Annotated in this window: 19 protein-coding genes; 8 read left to right on the top strand and 11 right to left on the bottom strand. The window is 68.7% G+C overall.

Annotated elements, in window-relative coordinates; translation table 11 throughout:
* Positions 1 to 119 precede the first annotated feature (119 nt).
* The 3 genes from ESP70_RS04345 to ESP70_RS04335 all read left to right on the top strand — a co-directional run bounded on the left by ESP70_RS04345 (position 120) and on the right by ESP70_RS04335 (position 3,579).
* Complete coding sequence (locus ESP70_RS04345; protein ID WP_149688095.1) at positions 120 to 1,547, top strand: LPXTG cell wall anchor domain-containing protein; 1,428 nt, start codon at positions 120 to 122, stop codon at positions 1,545 to 1,547.
* A gap of 101 nt (positions 1,548 to 1,648) precedes the next feature.
* The gene (locus ESP70_RS04340) at positions 1,649 to 2,458 is read left to right on the top strand and encodes a DUF5819 family protein (protein WP_149688094.1); all 810 of its coding nucleotides are present in this window, start codon (positions 1,649 to 1,651) and stop codon (positions 2,456 to 2,458) included.
* 2 nt (positions 2,459 to 2,460) lie between these two features.
* Positions 2,461 to 3,579, top strand: a complete 1,119-nt coding sequence (locus tag ESP70_RS04335) for an HTTM domain-containing protein (protein ID WP_149688093.1) — start codon at positions 2,461 to 2,463, stop codon at positions 3,577 to 3,579.
* Here ESP70_RS04335 and ESP70_RS04330 read toward each other — a convergent pair.
* Together ESP70_RS04330 and ESP70_RS04325 are read right to left on the bottom strand one after the other, a co-directional pair.
* Entirely contained in the window at positions 3,576 to 4,790 is a 1,215-nt protein-coding gene (locus tag ESP70_RS04330; RefSeq protein ID WP_149688092.1) for an MFS transporter, read from the bottom strand. The two genes, ESP70_RS04335 and ESP70_RS04330, sit on opposite strands and share 4 nt — an antisense overlap.
* Positions 4,791 to 4,869: 79 nt before the next feature.
* Positions 4,870 to 6,795 carry a M13 family metallopeptidase gene (locus ESP70_RS04325; RefSeq protein ID WP_149688562.1) on the bottom strand — a complete coding sequence of 642 codons (1,926 nt, stop codon included), beginning with the start codon at positions 6,793 to 6,795 and terminating at the stop codon, positions 4,870 to 4,872.
* 35 nt (positions 6,796 to 6,830) lie between these two features.
* Here ESP70_RS04325 and ESP70_RS04320 point away from each other — a divergent pair, with 35 nt between their 5' ends.
* From ESP70_RS04320 to ESP70_RS04310, 3 genes are read left to right on the top strand one after another with little or no spacing between them, the layout of a single operon-like run.
* A complete protein-coding gene (locus ESP70_RS04320) occupies positions 6,831 to 7,673 on the top strand; it encodes a siderophore-interacting protein (RefSeq protein ID WP_223148600.1) in 843 nt (280 codons plus the stop codon).
* A gap of 27 nt (positions 7,674 to 7,700) precedes the next feature.
* Positions 7,701 to 9,119 carry a bifunctional cytidylyltransferase/SDR family oxidoreductase gene (locus ESP70_RS04315; protein WP_149688091.1) on the top strand — a complete coding sequence of 473 codons (1,419 nt, stop codon included), beginning with the start codon at positions 7,701 to 7,703 and terminating at the stop codon, positions 9,117 to 9,119.
* 40 nt (positions 9,120 to 9,159) lie between these two features.
* Positions 9,160 to 10,389 carry a patatin-like phospholipase family protein gene (locus tag ESP70_RS04310; RefSeq protein ID WP_149688090.1) on the top strand — a complete coding sequence of 410 codons (1,230 nt, stop codon included), beginning with the start codon at positions 9,160 to 9,162 and terminating at the stop codon, positions 10,387 to 10,389.
* A 76-nt stretch (positions 10,390 to 10,465) separates the two neighbouring features.
* Here the strand turns inward: ESP70_RS04310 and ESP70_RS04305 are convergent, their stop codons facing one another.
* From ESP70_RS04305 to ESP70_RS04270, 8 genes are all read right to left on the bottom strand, one after another.
* Entirely contained in the window at positions 10,466 to 12,400 is a 1,935-nt protein-coding gene (locus tag ESP70_RS04305; RefSeq protein WP_149688089.1) for a beta-propeller domain-containing protein, read from the bottom strand.
* Positions 12,397 to 12,903, bottom strand: coding sequence for a SigE family RNA polymerase sigma factor (locus ESP70_RS04300; RefSeq protein WP_149688088.1), 507 nt, complete (start codon positions 12,901 to 12,903; stop codon positions 12,397 to 12,399). The genes ESP70_RS04305 and ESP70_RS04300 overlap by 4 nt, the downstream gene beginning before the upstream one ends.
* Before the next feature lie 64 nt (positions 12,904 to 12,967).
* Positions 12,968 to 13,903 (bottom strand): phosphatase PAP2 family protein, encoded by a 936-nt coding sequence (locus tag ESP70_RS04295; RefSeq protein WP_149688087.1) that lies wholly within the window; start codon positions 13,901 to 13,903, stop codon positions 12,968 to 12,970.
* Positions 13,900 to 15,366: a hypothetical protein gene (locus tag ESP70_RS04290; protein WP_149688086.1), complete on the bottom strand. Its 1,467-nt coding sequence runs from the start codon at positions 15,364 to 15,366 to the stop codon at positions 13,900 to 13,902. Before ESP70_RS04290 ends, ESP70_RS04295 begins: the two co-directional genes overlap by 4 nt.
* 3 nt (positions 15,367 to 15,369) lie before the next feature.
* Entirely contained in the window at positions 15,370 to 16,581 is a 1,212-nt protein-coding gene (locus tag ESP70_RS04285; RefSeq protein ID WP_149688085.1) for a CDP-glycerol glycerophosphotransferase family protein, read from the bottom strand.
* Positions 16,571 to 17,749 (bottom strand): UDP-galactopyranose mutase, encoded by a 1,179-nt coding sequence (gene glf, locus ESP70_RS04280; protein ID WP_149688084.1) that lies wholly within the window; start codon positions 17,747 to 17,749, stop codon positions 16,571 to 16,573. The genes ESP70_RS04285 and glf overlap by 11 nt, the downstream gene beginning before the upstream one ends.
* Entirely contained in the window at positions 17,739 to 18,713 is a 975-nt protein-coding gene (locus tag ESP70_RS04275) for a glycosyltransferase family 2 protein (RefSeq protein ID WP_149688083.1), read from the bottom strand. The genes glf and ESP70_RS04275 overlap by 11 nt, the downstream gene beginning before the upstream one ends.
* A gap of 90 nt (positions 18,714 to 18,803) precedes the next feature.
* A complete protein-coding gene (locus tag ESP70_RS04270) occupies positions 18,804 to 20,624 on the bottom strand; it encodes a CDP-glycerol glycerophosphotransferase family protein (RefSeq protein ID WP_149688082.1) in 1,821 nt (606 codons plus the stop codon).
* A gap of 53 nt (positions 20,625 to 20,677) precedes the next feature.
* On the opposite strand from ESP70_RS04270, the gene ESP70_RS04265 reads away from it, so the two are divergent.
* Positions 20,678 to 22,033, top strand: a complete 1,356-nt coding sequence (locus ESP70_RS04265) for a TrkH family potassium uptake protein (protein ID WP_246161779.1) — start codon at positions 20,678 to 20,680, stop codon at positions 22,031 to 22,033.
* Positions 22,026 to 22,697 carry a potassium channel family protein gene (locus tag ESP70_RS04260; protein ID WP_149688081.1) on the top strand — a complete coding sequence of 224 codons (672 nt, stop codon included), beginning with the start codon at positions 22,026 to 22,028 and terminating at the stop codon, positions 22,695 to 22,697. Before ESP70_RS04265 ends, ESP70_RS04260 begins: the two co-directional genes overlap by 8 nt.
* Here the strand turns inward: ESP70_RS04260 and ESP70_RS04255 are convergent.
* Complete coding sequence (locus ESP70_RS04255; RefSeq protein WP_149688080.1) at positions 22,604 to 23,584, bottom strand: EamA family transporter; 981 nt, start codon at positions 23,582 to 23,584, stop codon at positions 22,604 to 22,606. The genes ESP70_RS04260 and ESP70_RS04255 overlap by 94 nt on opposite strands.
* Positions 23,585 to 23,620 lie beyond the last annotated feature (36 nt).

Raw genomic sequence — 23,620 nt, 5'->3', positions numbered from 1 at the left:
ATGTCTCGGAACTGACGCGTGTGTGGTAATTTTTCAGCGCTCGTGTTGCCCTCGGGGCGCCAACACACGTAATGCAAGTCCCTGAACTCCCGTTGACACGCAGAATGACGAGGAAACGCATGAAGATCCGCAAAGCCACCATGGCACTCGGAACCCTGGTTCTGGCTTCCGGTACATCGATCGGTTTCGCCGGTAGCGCCAGCGCTGCCCCCGCGAGCCTCGTCACTGCTGACAGCTGTGTCGACAACAGCGCAGACACCAGTGCCGACACGAACGCCGACACCGACGCCGACGCCGACACGGATGCTGACACCAGCGCCGACACGGACGCGACGGACTCGACGTCGGTCAACGTCGACGCCGACGGCGACGAGACCGACGGTCAGCTCGTGACCCTCATCGACGGTGTCGCGGTTTCCGCGCCCAACGCGATCAACTCCGAGGCCGGTCAGCTCACGACGGGCACCGAGACCGACGGCAACCTGGTCACGCAGAACACCGACATCCAGGCTGTCGCCAGCACCAACTCGACGATCACCGACGGTGTCGTCGCGACGAGCCAGAACACCGACGGCGGACTGGCCCTCGGCACCGACGACGACGCGCTCGACATCGACGCGGTCGCCTCGACCAACTCGATCGCCACCGACGTCGGCGCCAACGAAGCGGGCACGATCGCCACCGGCACCGAGACCGACGGCGAGCTCGTCACCTCCAACACGGACATCGACGCCGTCGCCTCGACCAACTCCGTTGCGCTCGACGGCATCATCGCGACGAGCACCACCGGCACCGAGACCGATGGTGAAGTCGCCGCCGGCCTCGACCTCGATGCTGTCGCCGCGACCAACTCGATCGCGACGGACGTCGACGGCACGACCGGCCTGGAAGCCGTCACCGGCACCCAGACCACGGGCGAGCTCGTCACCTCCAACACCGACATCGACGCGGTCGCCTCGACCAACTCGATCGGCATCGAGGGCATCACGGCCGTCACCAGCACGACCGGCACCGAGACCGATGGTGAAGTTGCCGCCGGCCTCGACCTCGACGCCGTCGCCGCCAACAACTCGGTGGGCGTTGAGGGCCTCGAGGCCGTCACCGCTGACGCCGCCGTCAACGGCGACGCCGGCGCGACGACCCAGGGCGAGCTCATCGACACCGGCCTGGACATCTCCGCGGTTGCCAGCCCCAACTCGGTCGGCGTCGCGGGTCTCCTCGCGACCGGCACCGAGACGGACGGCGGCGCGGTTGCCAGCCTCGACATCGACGCGGTGTCCAACACCAACGCGATCCTCGGTGACACGGACCTCGACGCGGTTGCGACTGAAGGAGCCCTCGACGGCCTCCTGACGACGGGCCTCACGGGCACGAGCACGACGAGCGTCCTGAGCGCGACCCAGTTCAAGGCCGCTTCGGACGACTGCGACGACGACGCCCTGCCGGACACCGGTGGCTCGAACCTCGGTCTGCTCGCTGCCGGCGGAGTTCTCGTCGCTGCGGGTGGCGCGGTCATCTTCGGTGCACGTCGCCGCCAGCAGGCCTGAGTCAAACGAGCGACACGAGTTTCACAACACGGCACCTGACGCTGTCCACGGCTACGCTTCGGCGTAGCCGTGGACAGCGTCTGTCACGTAAGGACACTTGAGTGGAAGAGTTGAAGCCCTCGCGTCACGCGACGCCCGTTCCTTCGATCGCGCGGCGCCTGGTGGTCGTCACGATCGGCGTCGTGTTCGCCATCCACACGGCACTGATCACGATCTGGATCCAGCCGTCCAACCCGTTCCGTGACGCGGTGGGTCAGAAGAACCTCTACTCCTACATCAACAACAAGGTCTTCCCGTTCGAGCAGTCATGGTCCGTCTTCGCGCCGACGCCCCGGCGCGGCGGTGAGAACGTCAAGATCCGCGCCTACTACGGCAGGCCCGGCGATCCGGACACGCGCGTGACCGAATGGTTCGACATCACGGGCAACGAGGACCAGCGCATCAAGTACCTCGTCAACCCGTCGCGCTTCCACTCCGCGACGCGACGGCTCGGCGGCAACATCAACTCGACCGTGGGGCAGTTCAACGACAAGCAACGGCTGATCATCGCCGGCGCCCTCTACACCTCACCGCGCAGCAAGCTCGCCGACCTGCTCAGGCAGACCAACACGCGAGGCATCGCGGGCTTGCAGGCGATCAGTCAGTATCTCGACAACGACGAGATGCTGACCCGCTACGGCACGATGTACGCCACGGCTCGCTGGGGCAAGGGAGTGACGGCCGTCGAGTTCCAGGTCGGCCACCGCTCGGTGCCCAACTACACCCAGCGCAACAAGGAGAACTTCCTCGACGTCCCGTTCACCTACTACCGCGTCGGTGTTCGCAAGGCCATGCCGGGCAACGCCGACGCCCAGGCGGCGTTCAACGGCTACGTTCCCAAGGCACCCAAGAGCTCGAAGGACGGTGAGTAGTCGTGTCGCAACCGTCCGTCGCATCGCGGGGTCTCGACCTGGTCAACGAGTGGTACGACCGGTTCGAGTCATGGCTCCTGACCGACAAGCGCTCGCTCTATGGCGCTTCGCTCGCGCGGATCCTGTCGGGCTGCTCGGTGATGGGCATCCTGATCACCAACTTCCGCGTCCGCAACCTGATGTTCGGCCAGGGGTCGGTGTGGAACAAGCCGGCGCAGGACGGCAACGACATGTACTGGCCGCCCCGGCTGATCGTCAGCCACATGGGCAACACGACGTTCCTGTTCTACTACCTGCTCGTGATCTTCGTGGCGCTGCTGTTCGTCCTCGGCTGGCACACCCGGCTGGTCGGCGCCCTCATGCTGATCGGGCACATCTCGATCATCGAGCGGATCCCCGTCCTCGGTGACCAGGGCGACAACATCCTGCGGATCGGCACCCTGCTCATCCTGTTCCTGCACACCAGCGAGTACTGGTCGCTCGACGCGCGACGGCGCGCCCGCACGAAGGCCGAGCCCATGGGCTCCGGGTCGGGCGGCATCATCGCGGTCGTCAAGAACCTCTACAACAGCCAGCGCGTGCTGCCCTCGTGGTTCACCAATGGCCTGCACAACGTCGTCCTGATCGCCCTGGGCTGGCAGCTCATCATGATCTACTTCTCGGCCGGCTGGTTCAAGGCTCAGGGCCCGCTGTGGTTCCACGGGACCGCGATCTACTATCCGATGCAGCTGCAGGAGTACAAGCCCTTCCCGTTCCTCACCGACGCCATGACGCACTTCGGCGTGATGGTGGGCCTGGGGACGTACGTGGCGATGGTCGTGCAGATCGGTTTCGGTTTCGCGTTGCTGCACCCGATCGCCCGGCGTATCGCGATCTTCTGCGCGATCATGTTCCACCTGTCGATCGCGGTGTTCATGGCGCTGCCGTGGTTCTCGCTGTCGATGATCGCGTTCGACTCGATCTTCGTGAGCACGACGACCTTCATCGTGTTCGACAGGTGGATACGGTCGAGGCTTCGACCCGTTGCCGACCTGTTCTGGGACGTGGCCGACCCGATCGTCGACAGGCTTCCGGGGCGGAACAGGCAACCCAGCCCGGTGTCGTCAGCTGCTGCCGACTAGGCGACTGACGCCGCGACGCGGCGACCTGACAGCACCAGGGCGATGACCGGCACGGTCAGCACCGCCGCAGCGGCGTTGAGCGTGCCGAAGCCGCTCAGCGCGACGACGATGCCGGCCAGCAGGCCGCCCAAGGCACCGGCCAGGTTCATCGACAGGTCGGAGAAGCCCTGCACGACCGGTCGATCGGCAGGCTCGAGCGACTTGGTCAGCATGGCGGCACCAGCAATGACCGAGGCCGACCAGCCGATCCCGAGGATCGTCAGACCGATCGTGATCTGCAGCTCGGACTCGCCGGACGTGCCAGCGACGAACGTGGCCAGCAGCAGGACCGACTGGCCGAGCAGGATCGTGCGGTCGGCGCCCCATCGGTCGCTCAGCACGCCCATCGGCGGCGACAACGCGAACATCCCGGCGATGTGCAGGCTGATCGTGAGGCCGATGACGTTGAGGCTGGAGCCGTGGTCCTTCATGTGCACGGGCGTCAGCGCCATGACGGAGACCATCACGGCGTGCGACGCGGCGATGGCCAGGATCGCTGTGGCCGTACGCCCGCGGACGTGGGGGAGCGCGGCGCGTACGCCACGAGCGGCCGGCGCTGAGCCGGAGGCGTGCACCAGGGGATCAGGACGCAGGAGGGCGACGGTCAGCAACCCCGCGATCGTGAAGCCCGCAGCGGAGAACAGCATCGGGCCGGCGAGGTCGGGCAGCCCGACGGCATCGGCGATCGAGGCGCCTGGACCCGTCAGGTTGGGCCCGATGACGGCGCCGACGGTCGTGGACCAGACGACGAGAGAGAGCGCAAGGCCCACCTGACCAGGGGCGGCGCGGTCGACAGCGGCGAATCGTGACTGCAGGTTCGCGGCGGTGCTGGCGCCGAACAGCAGGAGTCCGGCGAGCAGGATCGGCAAGGACTCGACCTCGGCGCCGAGGATGACGACGCCGGCGCCCGATGCCCCGAACAGCCACCCGAGCGTCAGGGCGGGGCGGCGACCCGTACGCGCGGCGATCGAGGACAGCGGCATCGTGAATGCCGCGGCACCCAGGGTCAGCATCACGACGGCCATGCCGGACCAGCCCGACGAGCCGCTGACGTCCTTGACCAGCAGGGCGCCGACCGCGAGGCCCGCACCGTTGCCGACTCCGCCGATGACCTGGACGAGGGAGAGGACCGAGACGATCCTGCGTTGAGCGGGGTCAGGCGTCTCGGTCATCCGAGCAATTTAGCGGAACTGCCCCTTGAGCTTGTCGAAAGGATCCGCAGCGTCCTTTCGACAAGCGCAAGGACCGGGCTCACCAGATCGAGACGCGGGCGTCCTCGTCGAGCCACAGCTGGTCGTCGGCGGTGACGTCGAACGCGGCATAGAACGCGTCGATGTTGCGGACGACCTGGTTGCACCGGAACTCCGGCGGCGAGTGCGGGTCGATCGTGAGCCGGCGGACGGTCTCGGCCGGACGCACCTTGGACTGCCACGCCTGGGCCCAGGAGATGAAGAATCGCTGGTCAGGGGTCAGGCCGTCGATCTCGGCGTCGTCAGGGTTGGTGAGCCGGAACGCCTTGTGGGCGATGCCGAGGCCGCCGAGGTCGCCGATGTTCTCGCCGATCGTGAGCGAGCCGTTGACCGTCCGGGCGTCAGCGCCTTCGGGCGACAGTGCGTCGTACTGGGCGATGAGGGCCGTCGTGAGCTTCTCGAACGACTCGCGGTCGTCGTCGGTCCACCAGTTGCGCAGGGCGCCCGTGCCGTCGTACTGCGATCCCTGGTCGTCGAAGCCGTGACCGATCTCGTGTCCGATGACCGCACCGATCGCGCCGTAGTTGACCGCGTCGTCGGCGTCGGCGTGGAAGAACGGCGGCTGCAGGATCGCGGCCGGGAAGACGATCTCGTTCATCGTGGGGTTGTAGTAGGCGTTGACCGTCTGCGGTGTCATGTACCACTCGTCACGGTCGATCGGGGAGCCGATCTTGGCGAGCTCGCGGTCGGTGGCGACGGCGATCGCTCGGCGGGCGTTGCCGAGCAGGTCGTCGGGAGCGGTCTCGAGTGCCGAGTAGTCCTTGAACTCGTCGGGGTGGCCGATCTTGGGGTTGAACGTGTCGAGCTTCTCGTGTGCCTGCTTCTTGGTCTCGTCGCTCATCCAGGGGAGCGCGGAGATGCTCTGCCGGTAGGCCTCGAGGAGATTGTCGATCAGCTCGGTCATCCGCTCCTTGGAGGCCGGCGGCAACTCCGTACGGACGTAGATCTTGCCGACGGCCTCACCCATGGCGCCCTCGACGAAGCCGACGCCGCGCTTCCAGCGGGGCCGTAGCTCGTCGGTGCCGCTGAGCGTCTTGCCGTAGAACTCGAAGTTGGCGTTGACGAAGGCCGATGACAGGTAGGGCGAGGCGCTGTGGACGACCTGCCAGCGCAGCCAGTCCTTCCAGGCGTCGAGCTCAGCAGGCACGAGCAGCGTCTCGAGCCCTTCGAGGTAGGACGGCTGGGCCACCACGACCTCGGCGATGACGGGTGCCGGGATGTGGGCGGCGTCGGACCAGCGTGCCCAGTCGAACGACGGCGCGAGCGCCTGCAGCCCGTCGAGCGCCAGCAGGTTGTAGGTCTTCTGGGCGTCGCGCGACTCCACGCGGTCCCAGTGGAACGCGGCCAGGCGGGTCTCGAGGTCCATGATGCGCTGGGCGCGCCCGGCTGCGTCGTCGAGCCCGGCGAGACCCAGCATCGTCGTGAGGTGCGCGACGTACGACTCACGGATCGCCGCCGACTCGTCCTCGCGGTAGTAGGCCTCGTCGGGCAGGCCGATGCCGCCCTGGCCGAGGTGCGTCACGTAGCGATCGGGCTGTCCGCTGTCGGGGCCGATGTACATGCCGAAGACACTGCCGACGCCCTGGCGGTCGAGGTCGCCGAGGGCCGTGATGAAGCTGGGGATGTCGGTGATGGCGTCGACCTGAGCGAGCTCGCCCTCGAGCGGGGTGCCGCCGAGAGCCTCGACGCGTTCCTCGTCCATGAAGCTGGCGTAGAGGTCGCCGATCTTGCGCTGCTCGTCGTCCTGAGGCGCCTTGCTGGCCGTCTCGATGATCTCGCGGACCTTGGCCTCGGCCTCGTCGACAAGGGTCACGAACGAGCCGGCGGTGGCGCGATCGGGCTTGATCTCGGCGGTGCGCAGCCAGGGGCCGTTGACGTGTCGGAACAGGTCGTCTTGAACGCGGATGGAGGGGTCGAACTGCGTCATGTCGATGCCGTGGGTCACGCCAGTAGGCTACACAGGTGAGCAAGATCCATCCCGCCCAACTGACCGTGATCCGCACCGAATCCGTGGCGCCCTCGATGCGGCGTGTCGTGTTCGGCGGTGACGGATTCGCGGAGTTCCAGAGCCGGCATCTGGCTCTCAGTGGCTCGTTCACCGACGAGTACGTCAAGCTCGTCTTCCTCGCCGAGGGATACACGTATCCCGAGCCGCTCGATCTCGACGTGGTCCGCGAGACCATGCCCCACGAGGCGTGGCCGGTGCTGCGGACCTACACGATCCGCTGGATCGACCCTGAGGCGCAGGAGCTCGCGATCGACTTCGTGGTGCACGGCGACGAAGGCGTCGCCGGCCCGTGGGCGGCCCACGCCGAGCCCGGTGACCTCATGCACCTCCGCGGGCCCAATGGGGCGTACGCGCCGGATGCCTCGGCCGACTGGCACCTCTTCGTCGGCGACGAGGCCGGCCTGCCCGCGATCTGCGCGGGACTCGAGGCCCTTCCCGCTGGTGCCCGTGCCGTGGCCTTCATCGAGGTCGAGGGTCCCGGCGACGAGATCGCCATCGCGACGGTCGCCGAGCTTGAGATCCACTGGCTGCACCGGGGCGACGCGCCCGCAGGCACCACGACGCTGCTCGACGACGCCGTCCGCGCGTGGGACTGGTGGCCCGGCCGCGCCCAGGCGTTCATCCATGGGGAGTCCGCGCTGCTCAAGAGCGTGCGCCCGTACGTGCTCAACGATCGCGCTGTGGCCCGCGCGGACGTCTCGGTGTCGGCCTACTGGCGGCGCGGCACGACCGAGGAGGGCTTCCGTGAGTGGAAGTCGGCCCAGAAGGACGCGGTCATGCGACCGGGGGCGTCCTGACGCCCGTGCTGACGGTAACCTCGTCGGGTGACTGAACTCCGCAATGTGGCCGTCATCCTGGCAGGTGGCACCGGTACGAGGGTCGGCCTGTCGATCCCCAAGCAGCTCATCAAGATCGCCGGCAAGACGATCATCGAGCACACCGTGGCGGCGTTCCAGGCGTCCTCGCTGGTCGACGAGATCGTGATCCTCATGGCTCCCGGCCACCTGGATCCCGTACGCGCGATCGTCCAGAACGGCGGCTACGACAAGGTCACCCAGATCGTCGAGGGCGGCGAGACCCGAAATGAGTCGACGAGCCGGGCGCTCGAGGCGCTGGGCTCGGAGGAGTGCAACGTCCTGTTCCACGACGCCGTGCGCCCGCTGGTGTCGCAGACGATCATCCGCGACGTCGTTGCCGCGCTGGCGACGCACGAGGCGGTCGACACCGCGATCCCGTCCGCGGACACTGTCGTGCAGGTGCACGACACCCCCGACGAGGTGCACACGATCTCCGACGTGCTGCCGCGTCACCTGCTCCGCCGCGGCCAGACCCCGCAGGCGTTCCGCCTCTCGGTCATTCGCAAGGCGTACGAGCTGGCGTGGCAGGACCCCGACTTCACCGCGACCGACGACTGCACGGTCGTGCTGCGCTATCTGCCCGAGGTGCCGATCGCGGTCGTCGCGGGCCACGAGCGCAACATGAAGGTCACCGAGCCGATCGACGTCTACATCGCCGACAAGCTCTTCCAGCTGCACTCGGCCGACACGCCGGACCAGCTCACCGATGAGCAGTACCGCGCCGCGCTCGAGGGCAAGACCATGGTCGTGTTCGGCGGCTCGTACGGCATCGGCGGCGACATCGCCGAGCTGGCGCGTGGCTTCGGTGCGACCGTGCACTCGTTCTCGCGCTCGTCGACCAACACGCACGTCGATCGCCGCGAGGACATCGCGGCGGCCGCCACGGCGGTGCTCAAGGAGTCCGAGTCGATCGACTTCGTCGTCAACACCGCCGGCGTACTGGTGATCGAGGACCTCGCCGACACGTCTGAGGAGACGATCTTCGCCGCGACCGAGATCAATTACCTCGCGCCGATCTTCATCGCCCAGGAGTTCTACCCGCACCTCGCGCGTACGTCGGGCTCGTTGCTGCTGTTCACGTCGTCGTCCTACACCCGCGGTCGCGGTGGCTACTCGCTCTACTCCTCGGCCAAGGCCGCCGTCGTCAACCTGACCCAGGCCCTGGCCGACGAGTGGGCGGGCGAGGTGCGGGTCAACTGCGTCAACCCCGAACGTACGGGCACGCCGATGCGCACCAAGGCGTTCGGCGAGGAGCCCGAGGGCACGCTGCTGAGCTCGATGGAGGTCGCGCGCCAGTCGCTCGACGTCCTGCTCGCTGAGCAGACGGGGCACATCATCGACATCCGGCGCGAGGACGGCCCAGCGGCCGTCGGCGGCGGCTCCTAGACCCTCGACGCCCGGCCTCGTGCGGTGAGAGGCTGTTCAGATGGGGCAGCCGGAGGATCCTGACCAGTGGGTCGTCGACTCACCCGCCATCGGGACCGGCCTCCAACCCCAGCGGTTTCGCGGTGACAAGCCGCCCCGCAAACCGCCTCGGTCGGCGGCGCCGGTCGCGCTGACGATCTCCGGCGGAGGGTTCCGCGCCACACTGGCGGGCCTCGGTGCCATTCGCCTGCTCGCGGACGCCGGTCTGCTGCCGGATCTTCGGTACGTCTCGTCGGTCTCGGGCGGGTCGCTGGCGAACGGCCTGCTCGCGTCGCGCTGGCCGCTGCTGCGGGAGGCCGATTTCACGGGTGCGGCCGTGCAGGAGCACCTGATCGACCCGTTCCTCGCGCAGATCTCGTCGCAGTCACTGAAGTGGTCGCTGGTGCGGGGGATCTGGCGCACGGTCGGGTCGTCGACGCGTACGGACCTGTTGGCGCGACGGTTCGACGAGTGGTGGTTCGACGGTGTCGAGCTGGAGCAGCTCGATCGCGGGGTGCGCTGGATCATCAACGCGGCGAACCTGACGACCGGGGTGCGCTTCGGCTTCGAGCGCGACACGGTCGGTGACTACACGATCGGGCACGTGCCGACCGCTGGGACAGGGCTGCGACTGAGCACCGCCGTGGCGGCCTCGGCGGCGGTGCCGGGTGCGTTCGCGCCGGTGGTGCTGACGTCGCCGGAGTTCCCCGGCGCGGGTCATGCGCCGGTGCTGATGGACGGCGGGACGTACGACAACACCGGGCTGCAGGCGCTGGACGACAAGGCGTACCGCGACGTGTTCCTGGTCGCGCTCAATGCCGGAGGACTGCTGCGACCAGGACCATACGGGCGGTTGCCGGTGATCCGCGACCTCGCCCGGGCCAACTCGCTGCTCTACCGGCAGAGCGTGGCGCTGCGCACCACGAGCCTGGTGGCGCAGTTCCAGCGTGGCCGCAAGGCCGGGGCCGGCTCGCTGCCGGCGGACGGGCGCCGCGGGGTGCTGACCGGCCTCGTCACGGCACTGCCCGACCCCGGCCCGGCACCGCTGAGGGCGTGGCGCGCTCGGTTTCCCGAGGCGCGTACGTACGGCGGTCGCGACCTTGCACTGGTGCCGACGGTGTTCGACAAGCTCGAGCCGGCGCTGTGCCGCGCCCTGGTGCACCGCGGCTGGTGGACCGTGGGCGCCGCACTGGCGACGTTCTTCCCGCGCCGCCTGGGCGACTTCAGCGAATGGGCCGCGCCAGAGCTCTGACGGCCGACTCGCTGAGACTGACGTTCTTGCTGCGACACGCGGCGTGTCGCAACAGAAACGTCAGTCTCAGCGAGTCCTACGGCAGGGGGAAGAATCGGACGTCTTCTCCCGTGACGAGGATGACGCGGCCGTCGGGCAGGCCGAACGTGCGGACCTGGGCGGCATCGTCGCCGTACTCGACATTGGTCAGCGTCGTGCTCAGCTTGCCGTGGGTGACCTTGACTGCGGCGACCTTGACCCGGTTGCCCTTGCGGAGCACCGTCAGCGCCGTGTCCTGCTTGGGCAGCCAGGTGAAGGCCCGCGGGTCTGTGGCGGCGATCGTCTCGGTGCCCGGGAACCTCTCCACGGCGGTACGCCTGACGTGTGCCAGGTCGGACGTGTTGAACAGCGCGATCTGCGCCCCGCCGTCGTACCCGATGCCCAGCAGCCACGCATCGCTCAGGGGGTGCAGGTAGTCGCTGTAGCCCGGGATCTTGAGCGCGCCGAGCAGCCGTGGCTTCGAGGGATCCGTGAGGTCGATCGTGTAGAGCGGATCGACCTGCCGGTACGTGACGACGACCGCGAGCCCGTCGAACCAGCGAACTCCCTTGAGCTGCTCGTGGCGGCCGAGGCCGTCGACGCGGCCGATCTCCTCGAGCTCCGTGCCCTCGCGGCGGAACGTGACGACGGAGTTGAAGTCGCCGGTCTCGCTCGACGGCCCGACCGCCACACGCAGGACGTCGTCGGCCTCGTCGAGCGACCACCGGTCCGCCAGCAGGCCCTCGACCTCGCCGGACGCGACGTGGATCGCGTCAACCCCGTCGAGATCGAAGTCATAGAGATGCGTCGTCCCCGAGGCCTCACGGACGAGCGGGGTCCCGATGCGGTCGTCGAGCTGGCACACGTCGCAGCCCCACGTCTGCGGGCCGTCGGCGAGGTAGAGGTGATCGGCCGACTCGTACGCGATCGTGGTCGAGGCGGCGAGCCCAATCGCGTGGGGGTCATCCGGCGCCTTGGCCGAGAACCCGACCACGCTGACGGTGTCGAGACCGGCGGCGTCCGGCGGCACGGCGACGTTGGTGCACTTCAGCAGCTGCTGCGAGTCGGCACCAGCGTCGTACGAGGGCAACCAGTCCTTGATGGTCGACTCGCGGACCGCGCGGCGGTTGGTCGCCAGCGCCTCCCGCTCGGTCACCTTGTCGCCGGGAGTCACGAAGTCGAGCGTCGGCAGTCCCGCGGCCAGCACGAGCCGGACGGTGCTGCCGTGCTGCCGGGCGGAGATCACCCGCGAGGAGTACGTCACGGTCGACTCGATCTTCGGCGCGCCGGACTTCGCGATCGACACCGTGATGACGCGGGTGCCCCGGCGTTCGCCGGTCTGGTCGTCGCGGGGACTCAGTGCATCCGTGCCGATCGCCACGACCTTGGAGCCGGACAGCAGGATCTCGCCGTCCTCGAGCCGGGGGAGGTGGATCGTGGCGCGCTGCACGACAGAGTCGCCCGTCGCGTCGTAGACCATGAGCTCGCGACCGCGGAGCCGCACCACGAGCTCGCCGTCGGTCTTGACGGTGTCGGGCTCGTCCACTCCGGTCTCCTGCACGTTGGTGCCGGTGTCGCTCGAGACCTGCGATCGTTGATCGAACGTCTCCCGCCGCTGCAGCGTCGAGTCAAGGCTGCTCAACGGTGACGTCGTGTACGCGACCGGTGTGCGCTGCCAGCCCCACGCGGTCACCAGCTCGAGCGCCCGGTCCTGGTAGGACTCGAGCAGCTGCGCGCAGCTCTGCGCGGGCTCGAGGTCGGCCTGGAACGCCGCCGGGCTGGCGTCGCTGTGTGGGCGCGCCGTGGTGGGACGGTTGCCGACCGCCGCACCGGCGACAAACGCACCGACGACGGCCGCGGTGGCCCCCACGGCGACCACGGTCTGCCGGAGCCTGCGGCGCCGAGCCGCGTCGGCGCGACCTGCGGCGACGATCGCGTCGACCGGCGGCTCGCTCGTCGGCAGCCCGTCCCAGGAGTCTTCTAGATCGCTCATCGGTGCTCCTCGGAAAGCTCGGAGAGGTGGTGGGACCCGGCCAGGGCGGCGAGCGCACGCGAGAGGCGACTCTTGACCGTGCCGGCCGGGATGTTGAGGGCCGTGGCGGTCTGCGCCTCGGTCAGCTGGACGAAGTAGCGCAGCACCACGACGTCGCGCTGCTCCTTGGTCAAGCCGTCGAGGGCCTGGTGGACCGCGTCGGCAAGCACGACCTGGCTGCTCGCGTCATCGACCCGCCCGTCGGCCTCGACGTCGACCCGGCTCCGCCACCAGCGCGTACGCCTGACGTCGCGCAGCTGGTTGAGCAGCATCCGGTAGACGTACGCGTCACGGTTCGTGGCATCCGTGACTCGCTGCCAGCTGGCGTAGCAGCGCACCAGGGTCTGCTGGGCGATGTCCTCGGCCTCGTGGGGCCCGGCGCCGAGGAAGATCGCGGCGCGCACGAGGTCGCGCCACTGCGCGCGTACGAACTCCGCAAAGCTCGCCTCGGACGTCGCGTCCACGCCGCCTCCTCAGATGACCTGTCACCTTACGACGGATCCGGAGGCTGTTCGGTTCCCTCGGGTGTCAGGTTTCGACGGGCGTGCGCGGGTGGGCCCGCTCCCACCAGCTGCAGCCGATCATGACAACGGCCGCGAGGGCCCAGCCGGCGAGGATGTCGATGACGTAGTGCTCGCCGGCGTAGACGAGGGCGATGCCCATCAACAGCGGATAGAGGACCATCAACCAGCGCCAGGGGCTGCGCAGCCGGCTGATCGCGTAGAGGGCCACGAGCATCGACAGGCCGCCGTGCAGCGACGGCATCGCCGCCACGGGGTTGCCGACCTTGGCCAGCAGGATGTGGAACCCGCCGAGCCCCAGGTCGTCCCAGCCGCGACCGGTGAGGCGCGGGACGTGCTCGGGGAGGTAGCCCTCCTTGGAGGCCAGCCACGGGGGAGCCATCGGATAGACGATGTAGATGACCAGCGCCGAGAAGTTGATGACCAGGTAGCGCCGCATCCACCGGATCCACGCCTCGCGGTTGCGCAGCCACAGCACGACCGCGATCGTCAGCCCGGTCACGAAGTGCGAGAAGTAGACCGTCGTGAGCACCGCGTCGTACCAGCGCGGATCGGTCGAGCTGGTGCACGGCGCCGCACACCACGCGTCCTGGAGCCGGGCCGTCGGGATCTCGCCGCGCCCGATCCACTCGTCGACCCGGATCGGGAACGTCCAGTGCACCGACACCGGCAGCAGGTTGTCCGACATGCCGCGGCTGTAGAGGTAGAGGACCAGGCCGACGAAGATCAGCCACCAGTCGCGCACGAATGCCAGGTGCGATCGGGGCGGCGCCTGGATGTTCCAGACGATCGTGGCGAGCCACAGCCACCCGAACATCTGGTAGGGGTCGGTGGGTACGCCGATCAGCACGATCCACACGCCCAGCGCGATCGCGTACGCCGCCAAGGCCGGGCCGCGCCACTGCCACGTGGTCCTGGGCAGCTGCTCGGTGCGGGTCGTCATGGGCACACCTTCGGGACTGCTGGCAGGGTACGTTCTTGGGTCGTCAGCAACCAGATCGACCTCCCGCAGATCGTCGCCACCTGACGATAGCCGTCACGCAGCACCGACTCCGTGCGGCCGGGCTCGATGCCCCAGGAGTTGAGCCCCGACCAGTTGACGACCCAGGTGGGGCGCTGCGGCGACGCCATGACGGCGGCCAGCTCGCGCAGGTGCGGGTCCCTCGTGCGTACGGGCAGGCTCCAGAGGTACTGGTAAGGGCTCGCCATGTCGGCCTGGTAGAGCACGTTGGCCTGGCCGAACGTCACGACCCCGGTGTCGCCGGGCTGACGCGCCTCGCGCAGCCAGGTGCCAACCGTGTGCTGCTGCCCGTTGTCGTCGGGCTGGAAGCCGACCGCCCACACCAGGTTGGCCAGCGTCACCGTCACGGTCGCGACGGCGAGGCGGCGCATCAGACGCGCCGGCACGCGGCTGGCCAGCAGGCCGATGCCGAGGCTCGCGGCGGGCACCATCTGGATCAGGTAGTGCGCCCAGTAGCTGCCGCCGAACAGGGCGACGACCAGGCTGCACAGCAGTGTCGCGGCCGTGGCCAGGAGCAGCGGGTCCTTGCGACGGGCGCCCTGCCATGCGGTGAGCGCGGTTGCCGCACCCAGCCCGCTCACAGTCCACGTACCCATCATGACAAGCAGACGCAAAGGTGTCGCATCGCTGGCTGATGACCGGATGACCTCGCCGGCCTCGGCCCGGAACCGGATCACCGCGTCGAACAGGTCGGACGGCGAGGTGCCACGGGTCTCGGCGCCGAGCAGCACCGCAGCGAGCGTGAGCAGAGCGCCCAGGACGCCCCAGGCCAGCACGCGTACGACGACGGGGCGGGCCTCGCGGCGCTGCACGACCATCGCCAGGCCGAGCGCGAGGGCGAACACGAACGCCTCGATGACGCTCTGCTTGATCGACAGCGCACAGACCGCGAGCACGCCGGCGCCGATCGCTGCCGGGGCGCGCCAAGGCGTACGCAGGACGGCATGCAGTGTCAGCGCGATGCTCCACGCGACGAACGGCGCGGCCAGCATCTCGCCGTTGACCCGGGCGATACCGAGCCACTGCGCGCTGCCGAACAGCGCCGCCGCGCCTGCCGCCCAGCGCGCGGCCCGGGCACCCCCGGCGAGTTGCGCGGCCCATGCAGCGCCGAGCACCGTCAGCACCGATGCGGCAAGACCGAGGACCCGCAGCGACGTGACGCCGCTGGCCAGCTCGTTGAGCCAGAGCAGCAGAGGTGGGCGGTCGACCCAGTAGTTGCCGTACAGCGACGTGCCGTCGTGCCAGCGATGGGCCACCATCAGGAATCCGGCCTCGTCGCCCCCGACGTACGTCCGGAACATCACGAGTCGTGCGAGGACCAGCGCGCCGATCGCAGCCGGGATGACCGCCCATGGCGGGACCACGCGACGTGCTGGTGTCGACACGCCTTAGACCCCGTTGGCGCCGCGGGTCTTGGCGGCGGTCCACTCGCGGTCGCGGATCGCCATGACGTCCTCGCACGCCGCGATGAACCTCGCGGTCGCCACGCCGGGAGTCGGGTCGCCGAGGTAGTGCGCCACGAGAGCCTCGCGATCGGCCTTGGTCGGGTCTGCCGACAGGTGCTCGGCGACCACCGACGCGAAGTCGTCGGTCGCGGCCAGCTGGGGCACGACGTCCATGAGCCGGCTCGGCGGATAGCTGACGAGGGGCTGGGTGACCAGCAGCGGCTTGCCGGTCGGCAGCCAGTTGAGCGTCACCGCCGAGACGTCGGTGATCAGCAGGTCGGAGTCGGCGAACGACTGCTCGAGCGTGACGTCGGTGTCGACGCGGTCGGCCAGCGACCGCACGACCGCATCCGCTGCGGCGTACGACGGCCGGATGACGCCATTGAGCGGGTGGGGCCGGTAGACGACCCGGTAGGTGCCAGACAGCGCGCGCAGGAGCGCCTCACCGTGGGTCTCCAGCGATCCGTAGGACACGGACGGCTGCGAGGCCTCCCACGTCGGGGCGTAGAGAACGGTCTGCCGGCCGTCGGGCGACGGCGTGCCGGTGACGACGGCGGCGCCGTCGAGCTGTGGCTGGCCGATGAGGATGCTGTGCGCCGCGGCGTCGTAGAGCATGACGGCCGACGCCGTACGGTCGAGCGCCGCCTGGCCGGCGAGGAAGCACCAGTCGTAGGCCTTGACCTGGTTGGACACCGACACGCCCTTGTCGCTGTCGCCGTGGCCGAGGTAGACGTGCACGAGCGACGTGAACCGCAGCGACTCGAAGTTGATCGGGTCGTGGTTGACGTAGAGCGCGAGCTTGACGTCGGAGAGCGACAGGATCTCGTCGAGCTGCCCGTAGCGCGCCAGCGTCACGCAGTCGAGTCCGGTCTCCGCACGGACGACCTTGGCCGTGCGTGAGTCCTTGAAGACACAGACGATCGGATGGACCTCGTCGAGCGCCTTCAGGGCGTGGTACCAGGGCCGCAGCTGATAGAGGCTGTCCTGCGGCGTGGGGAAGTAGAGCATGACCTGCTGCGTGAACGGCATGCCGAGCCGCGCCTCGTCGGTCAGCTTGTCGGGCATGCCGACCGGCAGGAACCGGGAGCGCCGCAGCCGGCCGATCGCCCACAGCTGGAGGCGGCGGACCAGCCCGACACGGGGCTCAGAGGCCATGATCGGCGAAGGCCTTGCCGTCTCGGAAGTGTGGCGCGAGCTTGTTGTCGTACATGCTCAGCGCCGAGCCGATCGCCATGTGCATGTCGAGGTACTGGTACGTCCCGAGGCGCCCGCCGAACAGCACGTCGGCCTCGCCCTTGGCCAGCTCGCGGTAGGCCAGCAGCCGCTCGCGGTCCTGCGGCGTGTTGATCGGGTAGTAGGGCTCGTCGGAGTGCTCGGCGAACCGGCTGAACTCGCGCATGATGACGGTCTTGTCGGCCGGGTAGTCACGCTCGGGGTGGAAGTGGCGGAACTCGTGGATGCGGGTGTAGTCGATGTCGGTGTCGGCGTAGTTCATGACCGTGGTGCCCTGGAAGTCGCCGACCGGCAGCACCTCGGTCTCGAAGTCGAGGGTGCGCCACGACAGGTCGCCGTGGGCGAAGTCGAAGTAGCGGTCGACAGGCCCCGTGTAGACGATCGGCACCTGCCCGACGGTCGCCGCCTTGTGGTGCGGCTGCGTTTCGTCGAAGAAGTCCGCCTCGAGCGTCACGGTGATGTTGGGGTGGTCGGCCATGCGCTCGAGCCACGCGGTGTAGCCATCGACCGGCAGACCCTCGTAGGTGTCGGAGAAGTAGCGGTTGTCGTACGTGTAGCGGACCGGCAGGCGAGAGATGATCTCGGCGCTGAGCTCGCGCGGATCGGTCTGCCACTGCTTGGCGGTGTAGCCCTTGATGAACGCCTCGTAGAGCGGCTGGCCGATCAGCGAGATCGCCTTCTCCTCGAAGTTGGCCGGCTCGCCGGTCAGCATCGAGGCCTGCTCGGCGACCCATGCCCGGGCCTCGGCGGGGGTGAACGCGGACCGGTTGAACTGGTTGATCGTGCCGAGGTTGATCGGCATCGAGAAGACCTCGCCGCGGTACGTCGTGTAGACGCGGTGCTGGTAGGGCGTGAAGTCAGTGAACTGGTTGACGTAGTCCCAGACCCGCTGGTTGGAGGTGTGGAACAGGTGCGCGCCGTAGCGGTGCACCTCGATGCCGGTCTCGGGCTCGACCTCGGTGTAGGCGTTGCCGCCAAGGTGATCGCGGCGGTCGATGACCTGCACCTGCAGGCCGAGCTCTCGGGCGCACCGGTCGGCGATCGTCAGCCCGAAGAACCCGGAGCCGACGATCAGGAGGTCAGCGGTCATTCGTCAATTGTGCCGGTACGTCCGCCGGATCCATCGGACGCCACGACTTGTCCCGCCACAGCGCCCGGTTGGCCCGGAATCCCCGGGCGAGGTCGCCGAGTCCCTTGAGCGTGTGCTGCACGACCACGAGGCGGAAGACCTCCTTGGCCAGCGTCAACGCCGTGCCGATGCCGAACCCGACGCGGTTGAGCTTGCCGTACTCGGCGAAGTACTTGCCGACGTACGCCCGGTTGCGGATGACGTGGAAGCGGAACAGCGGGCTGCCGTCGTTGAGGTGGCGGATGCCGAGGTTGACCTGCTTCTGCTCGCGCTTGCGCTTGAGCACGAACGCGTCGACGTAGACGACGTCGGTGTGCTGCGCGGCGAGCCAGGCGTAGGCGGCGTCGTCCCACGAGATGAAGAACCGCGGGTCGGGGAGGCCGATCTTGCGCACGATGTCGGCGCTGATCAGCATGCCCTCGAACGTGCCGGAGTTGGTGACGGCGTAGCCCTCGCGGCCGAACTGCTTGCCGCTGTAGGGGAGTGGCACGCCGAGGAACTCGTTGAACTTGGCCTGCCAGTAGAACGGCGTGCCGTCGAAGTCGTAGCGGCGCCCGTGGATGACCTTGAACCGCTGCATCCACGGCGCGAACTGCTCGAGTGCGTCGGGCAGGATCTCGACGTCGTCGTCCATGAGCCACACCCAGTCGGCGCCCTGCTCGAGCGCGACCTTGGTGCCCTCGCTGAACCCGCCGGAGCCGCCCGTGTTGGTGTCGAGCCGATGGTTGATCACGAGGCCCTCGGGGAAGTCCTTGATCGCCGCGGCGAGGACGTCCTGGGTGTCGTCGGTGCTGGCGTTGTCGACCACGACGATCTTGAACGGCGGGGTGTCCATCGCTGCTGCGCTGGCGAGGAGCTCCTTGAGGTACGTCGATCGGTTGAACGTCACGATCGCGATCGCGATCTTCTCAGGAGCCGAATTCACCCGGGCAACCTTACCGTGCGGTGCAGTGCTCACCGCCTGCCGTCGCTGGGCTCGTGACGAGCGTCTCGCGCCGTTCGACGAGGGGACGTCCTACAGCACGGCTTCGTCGTCGGAGTCGCTCGGCTCCATGGCGTACGAGGTGCCGCGGTAGTCGGCGCGCTCCGCCTCGGAGCGAGCGATGAACGCGTCGACCGACGCCTTGAACGACTCGAGGGTGCGCCGTTCGGGTGGCCCGAGGAGGTACGTCGCCAGCTCGGCGCGGGGCTCAGCCTGCCGGTCGGGCGCCTGCTGCGTGACGACGTCGATGAGCTCCGCGATGCCGCGGCCGTCCCGCCCGATCGTCGTGCCCGCGCCGGTCGAGGGGTAGTCGGCCCGGAACGTCGCATCGTCATCGTCGGTGTGGTTGAACACGGCGTACGGCTTCTCGCTCGCGAGGAAGTCGCTGACGACGCTGGAGATGTCGGTGATGAGCGCAGACGCCCGGTTGAACCACTCGTTGATCGAGCCGCCCTTGATCACGCGGTGGTCGATGCCCGTACGTGCTGACGCGTCGTCGAGCAGGCCCGCGATGCGGGCGAGCACGGCGCGATACTTGGCGTCGCGCTGGCCGGTGAACGGGTGTGCCTTGAACACGACACGGATCGGCGGGTCGGCGGCGAGCAGCGCCTCGACGATGCGGACGCCCACCGCGGAGACCGACGAGTACTCCTGGTCGTGGTTGACGCCCTCCCACGTCGGCGCGTAGAGCACCGTCGGGATGGCCTCGTCGCCCGGCCGGGGCTCGCGCGAGATGCCGTGCACCTGGGGCCGACCGACGAAGCGGTACTGGTCGTCGTGAACCCCGAGCTTGGAGCGGCGGTAGCGATCGGCGCCGGCCTCACCCGCGACCCACAGCTCGTCGTACGCGCGGGAGAACGGGTTGTTGGATGCGCTCTTGTCGCTGTCGCCGTGCCCGATGAACGCGCTCATGAGGGTCGGCAGGCGCAACAGGTGGATGTTGTTGCCGGTGTTGGACGGATAGAGCGCGACGCGCGCCGACGAGAAGTCGAGCATCAGCAGCTCGCCGGGATCCTTGAGCTCCAGCGTCGGGATCGACGTCGACGCGAGCCGGGTGAACAGCGGGTGGTCGCGCAGCACGATGAACACCCGCCGGTCGAGGGCCTCGAGGCTCTCGAGCCAGGTGTTGATCTGATAGCCGGCCTCCGCGGGCCCACTCAGGTGCACCACGACCTCGGGCCTGTAGTCGTCGAGGAACTCCTGGATCTGGCGCAACGGCGCCGTGAACCCGGTGGCTCGCTTCTGCTGGCGCAACGCCCACGAGGTGCGGGCATCCGGGATCGTGACGGCGGCGAGCACCGCGATCGCGACGACGCCGGCGAGGAGGACCGGCAGCCAGGGGGCACCGAACAGCACGGGTGCCAGCACGAGGAGCTGCGTCACGACGACCTCGAAGGCCCGCCGCGGCGGCGCGCCATGGATGCGCGGCGAGCCGGGGATGTTGCGGGTCTCCATCGGCTTGAGCGGCCCGACCTGGCGATACTCCTGGTGCAACGCGCGGGCGCCCAACATCAGGACGTACGAGACCGCGACCACCACGAACATGCGGACCGCGCCCTCACCGTCGAGGTGGTCACTGACCACGAGTCCGGCGAGCACCCGTAGGACGAATCGCATCGGCAGGCCGAACTCGGCCTGGTCCAGGAGCTCCGAGGGCTGGGACGAACGCACCTCGAACGGCAGCTCGCCGACGACCGACAGGAGCAGGAAGGCCAGCGCGCCGATCTCGAGTCCGAGTACGGCGCAGAGCAGCGCGAGGAAGAGGCAACCGACCGACAGCAGGAATCCGGGAAGCTCCTCGGTCCGGCCCAATCGGTGGAATGCCGCCTGAGCAGCACGAACGGGCGAGACCATGCCGACGAAATTATCACGCGTCCCCGCGGCGCCTCCTGCGGTAACGTCATCGCGTGCCCCGCCCCCGGAGCCTCCGCATCCCTGCCGAGATCGCGCATCCTGTGCGCCTGCTGCCGCTGACGTTCCTCGCCCTCATCATCATCGGCACGGTCCTGCTCCTGCTTCCGTTCGCCCGGTCGGGCGAGGGCTCGGCCGGGTTCATGCCGGCGTTCTTCACGTCGGCCTCCGCCGTGACCGTCACAGGGCTCGCGACGGTCGACACCGGGACGTACTGGTCGCCGGCCGGGCAGGGCATCATGCTCGCGCTCGTCGAGATCGGCGGCCTCGGCATCATCGCGCTGGCCACGGTGCTCGGCCTGTTCATCGGTGGCCGGCTCGGGCTGCGCACGCGCCTGGTGGCGCAGGCCGACATGCACGTCGTGAGCCTCGGCGAGGTGCGGCCGCTGTTTCGCCGCGTCGCCGTCACGATGGTGTTCTTCCAGTCCGTCACCGCGCTGGTCCTGACGATCCGCTACCGCGCGCACTACTTCGACGACCTGCCCACGGCACTGTGGCACGGCGTCTTCGACTCCGTCATGGCGTTCAACAACGCCGGGTTCTCGCTCAACCGCGACAGCCTCACGGGCTACGCCGGTGACGGCCTCATCATCATCCCGATCTGCGTCGCGGTGTTCGTCGGCGCGATCGGGTTCCCCGTGCTCGCGGAGCTGTTCCAGGAGTGGCGTACGCCCGACCGCTGGACGATCCACACCCGCCTGACGGTGTGGGGCTCGATCGGTCTGCTGCTGGTGGGGGCGATCGCGTTCCTCGCCCTGGAGTGGAACAACGCCGACACGCTCGGCGGGCTGTCGTTCGGCCACAAGATCGTGTCGGGCATCGAGGGCGGCATCATGCCGCGCTCCGGCGGCCTCAACAGCTTCGACTGGGGTTCGGTGCGGCCCGAGACGCTCAACATCGGCGTCGTCATGATGTTCATCGGCGGTGGCAGCGCGAGCACCGCCGGCGGCATCAAGATCACGACGTTCCTGTTGCTGGCCTACGTGATCCTCGCCGAGCTTCGCGGGGACCCCGACGTCACGATCGGCAACCGCTCGATCGGTTCGGTCGTGATCCGCTCGGCGATCACGATCGCCCTGCTCGCGGTGATGCTCGTGTCGGCGACGACATTGCTCGTGATGCTCATGACCGACGTCTCGTTTGACGCCGCACTGTTCGAGTGCACCTCGGCGTTCGCGACCGTCGGCCTGAGCACCGGGATCACCCCCGACCTGCCCGCCGACGCCCAGGTGGTGCTGATCGGCTTGATGTTCCTGGGCAGAGTGGGCACGATTACGGCGGCGTCAGCGTTCGTCCTCAGACGACGCGTGCCGAGGTACCACCTTCCCGAGGAGCAACCGATCATTGGCTAAGAGCGCACAATCCCCGACTGCTCCTGTCCTGGTCATCGGCCTGGGGCGCTTCGGCTCGTCCGTCGCCAAGTCGCTCGTACGCCTCGGGCACGAGGTGCTGGCTGTCGACGAACGGCCCGACATCGTGCAGAAGTTCGCCGGCGACTTCACCCACGTGGTCTCCGCCGACACGACCGACACCGAAGCGCTGCGGCAGATCGGCGCCGAGCAGTTCCGGCGCGCGGTCGTGGGCATCGGCACCGACATCGAGGCGAGCGTTCTGACGGTCCTGAGCCTCTCCGACCTCGGCGTCGCCGAGATCTGGGCCAAGGCCATCAGTGGCAAGCATGCCTCGATCCTCGAGCGCGTCGGCGCCACGCACGTCGTACGCCCCGAGGCCGACATGGGCAAGCGTGTCGCCCACCTGGTGACGGGCACGATGACGGACTACATCGAGTTCGACGACGGCTTCGCGATCGCCCGCACGCGGACGCCCCAGGTGGCGTGCGGCAAGACGCTCGCCGAGTCTGGGCTGCGTCAGGCGTACGGCATCACGGTCGTCGGTGTGAAGACCCGTGGCGAGGACTTCACCTATGCGCGGCCCGAGACACCGATCTCGCACGCCGACGAGCTGATCGTGTCCGGCCCGACCACCAAGGTCGAGGCCTTCTGCGCCCTGCCCTGAAGCCGGCTGCCGACCTGCTGCCGGATTGTTGACACGGCGGCCGGCTGACCCGCCAGCACACCGCCGAGCACCAGGACGACGCCGAGGAGCTGGGCGGCGCCGAAGGCTTCGTGCATCACCACGACGCCCAACGCCGTGCCGACGACGGGGTTGACCAGGCCGACCAGGGCCGTCGAGCCCGCTGGCATCCGACTGAGCCCGTGGAACCAGCAGACGTACGCGAGTCCGGTGCCGATCGTGCCGAGGTAGACGTACGCCGCGATGTTCGTGCCGTCCACGTGCGGAGGGCGACCCTCGACGAGCAGCGCGATCGGCACGAGCACGAAGCCAGCGGCGGTGAGCTGCCAGCCGGTGACCGTGATGAGGTCGGTCGGCCGCTCCCAGCGCTTGACCAGCACGAACCCGATCCCCGAGACCAGCACGGCGCCGATCGCCGCGAGCAGCCCGATGGGGTCGACCGACGCGTCGGACCGCAGCACCAGCAGGGCAACGCCTGCAACCCCGACGATGCCGCCGCCGATCCCGGCGACCGTGGCACGCTCGCGGATCAGCACCGCAGCCAGCAGCATGACCGCAAGTGGCGACATCGCGGTGACGGTCGAGGCGAGCCCGCCGGGCAGCCGGTAGGCGGCGGTGAACAGCAGCGCGAAGAACAGCCCCATGTTGCACGTGCCGAGCACGAGCGACTTCCACCACCACGAGCCACGGGGGAGCTGGCCACGGGCCGCGACGATGACGAGCCCGATCGGCAGGGCGCGCACGGCGGCGGAGAACAGCGGCCGGTCCGGCGGGAGGAAGTTCTCCGTGACGACGTACGTGCTGCCCCACGCGACGGGGGCGACGACGGTGACGGCCGGCGTGCGCCAGGTCCACGAAGTATTTTCCATGGAAGAGATTATATCTTCCGAGGAAGGTATAGTGCA

The organism is Aeromicrobium ginsengisoli (assembly GCF_004134905.2).
Classification (GTDB): Bacteria; Actinomycetota; Actinomycetes; order Propionibacteriales; family Nocardioidaceae; genus Aeromicrobium; species Aeromicrobium ginsengisoli.
Note: the sequence above shows the minus strand (reverse complement) of the source record. Positions and strands in the feature narration are given on the sequence as shown.

Coding starts and splice junctions, on each gene's coding strand:
- ESP70_RS04345 (WP_149688095.1), top strand. CDS start 120: ATGAAGATCCGCAAAGCCACCATGGCACTCGGAACCCTGGTTCTGGCT.
- ESP70_RS04330 (WP_149688092.1), bottom strand. CDS start 4,790: ATGACCGAGACGCCTGACCCCGCTCAACGCAGGATCGTCTCGGTCCTC.
- ESP70_RS04325 (WP_149688562.1), bottom strand. CDS start 6,795: ATGACGCAGTTCGACCCCTCCATCCGCGTTCAAGACGACCTGTTCCGA.
- ESP70_RS04310 (WP_149688090.1), top strand. CDS start 9,160: ATGGGGCAGCCGGAGGATCCTGACCAGTGGGTCGTCGACTCACCCGCC.
- ESP70_RS04305 (WP_149688089.1), bottom strand. CDS start 12,400: ATGAGCGATCTAGAAGACTCCTGGGACGGGCTGCCGACGAGCGAGCCG.
- ESP70_RS04295 (WP_149688087.1), bottom strand. CDS start 13,903: ATGACGACCCGCACCGAGCAGCTGCCCAGGACCACGTGGCAGTGGCGC.
- ESP70_RS04285 (WP_149688085.1), bottom strand. CDS start 16,581: ATGGCCTCTGAGCCCCGTGTCGGGCTGGTCCGCCGCCTCCAGCTGTGG.
- glf (WP_149688084.1), bottom strand. CDS start 17,749: ATGACCGCTGACCTCCTGATCGTCGGCTCCGGGTTCTTCGGGCTGACG.
- ESP70_RS04270 (WP_149688082.1), bottom strand. CDS start 20,624: ATGGTCTCGCCCGTTCGTGCTGCTCAGGCGGCATTCCACCGATTGGGC.
- ESP70_RS04255 (WP_149688080.1), bottom strand. CDS start 23,584: ATGGAAAATACTTCGTGGACCTGGCGCACGCCGGCCGTCACCGTCGTC.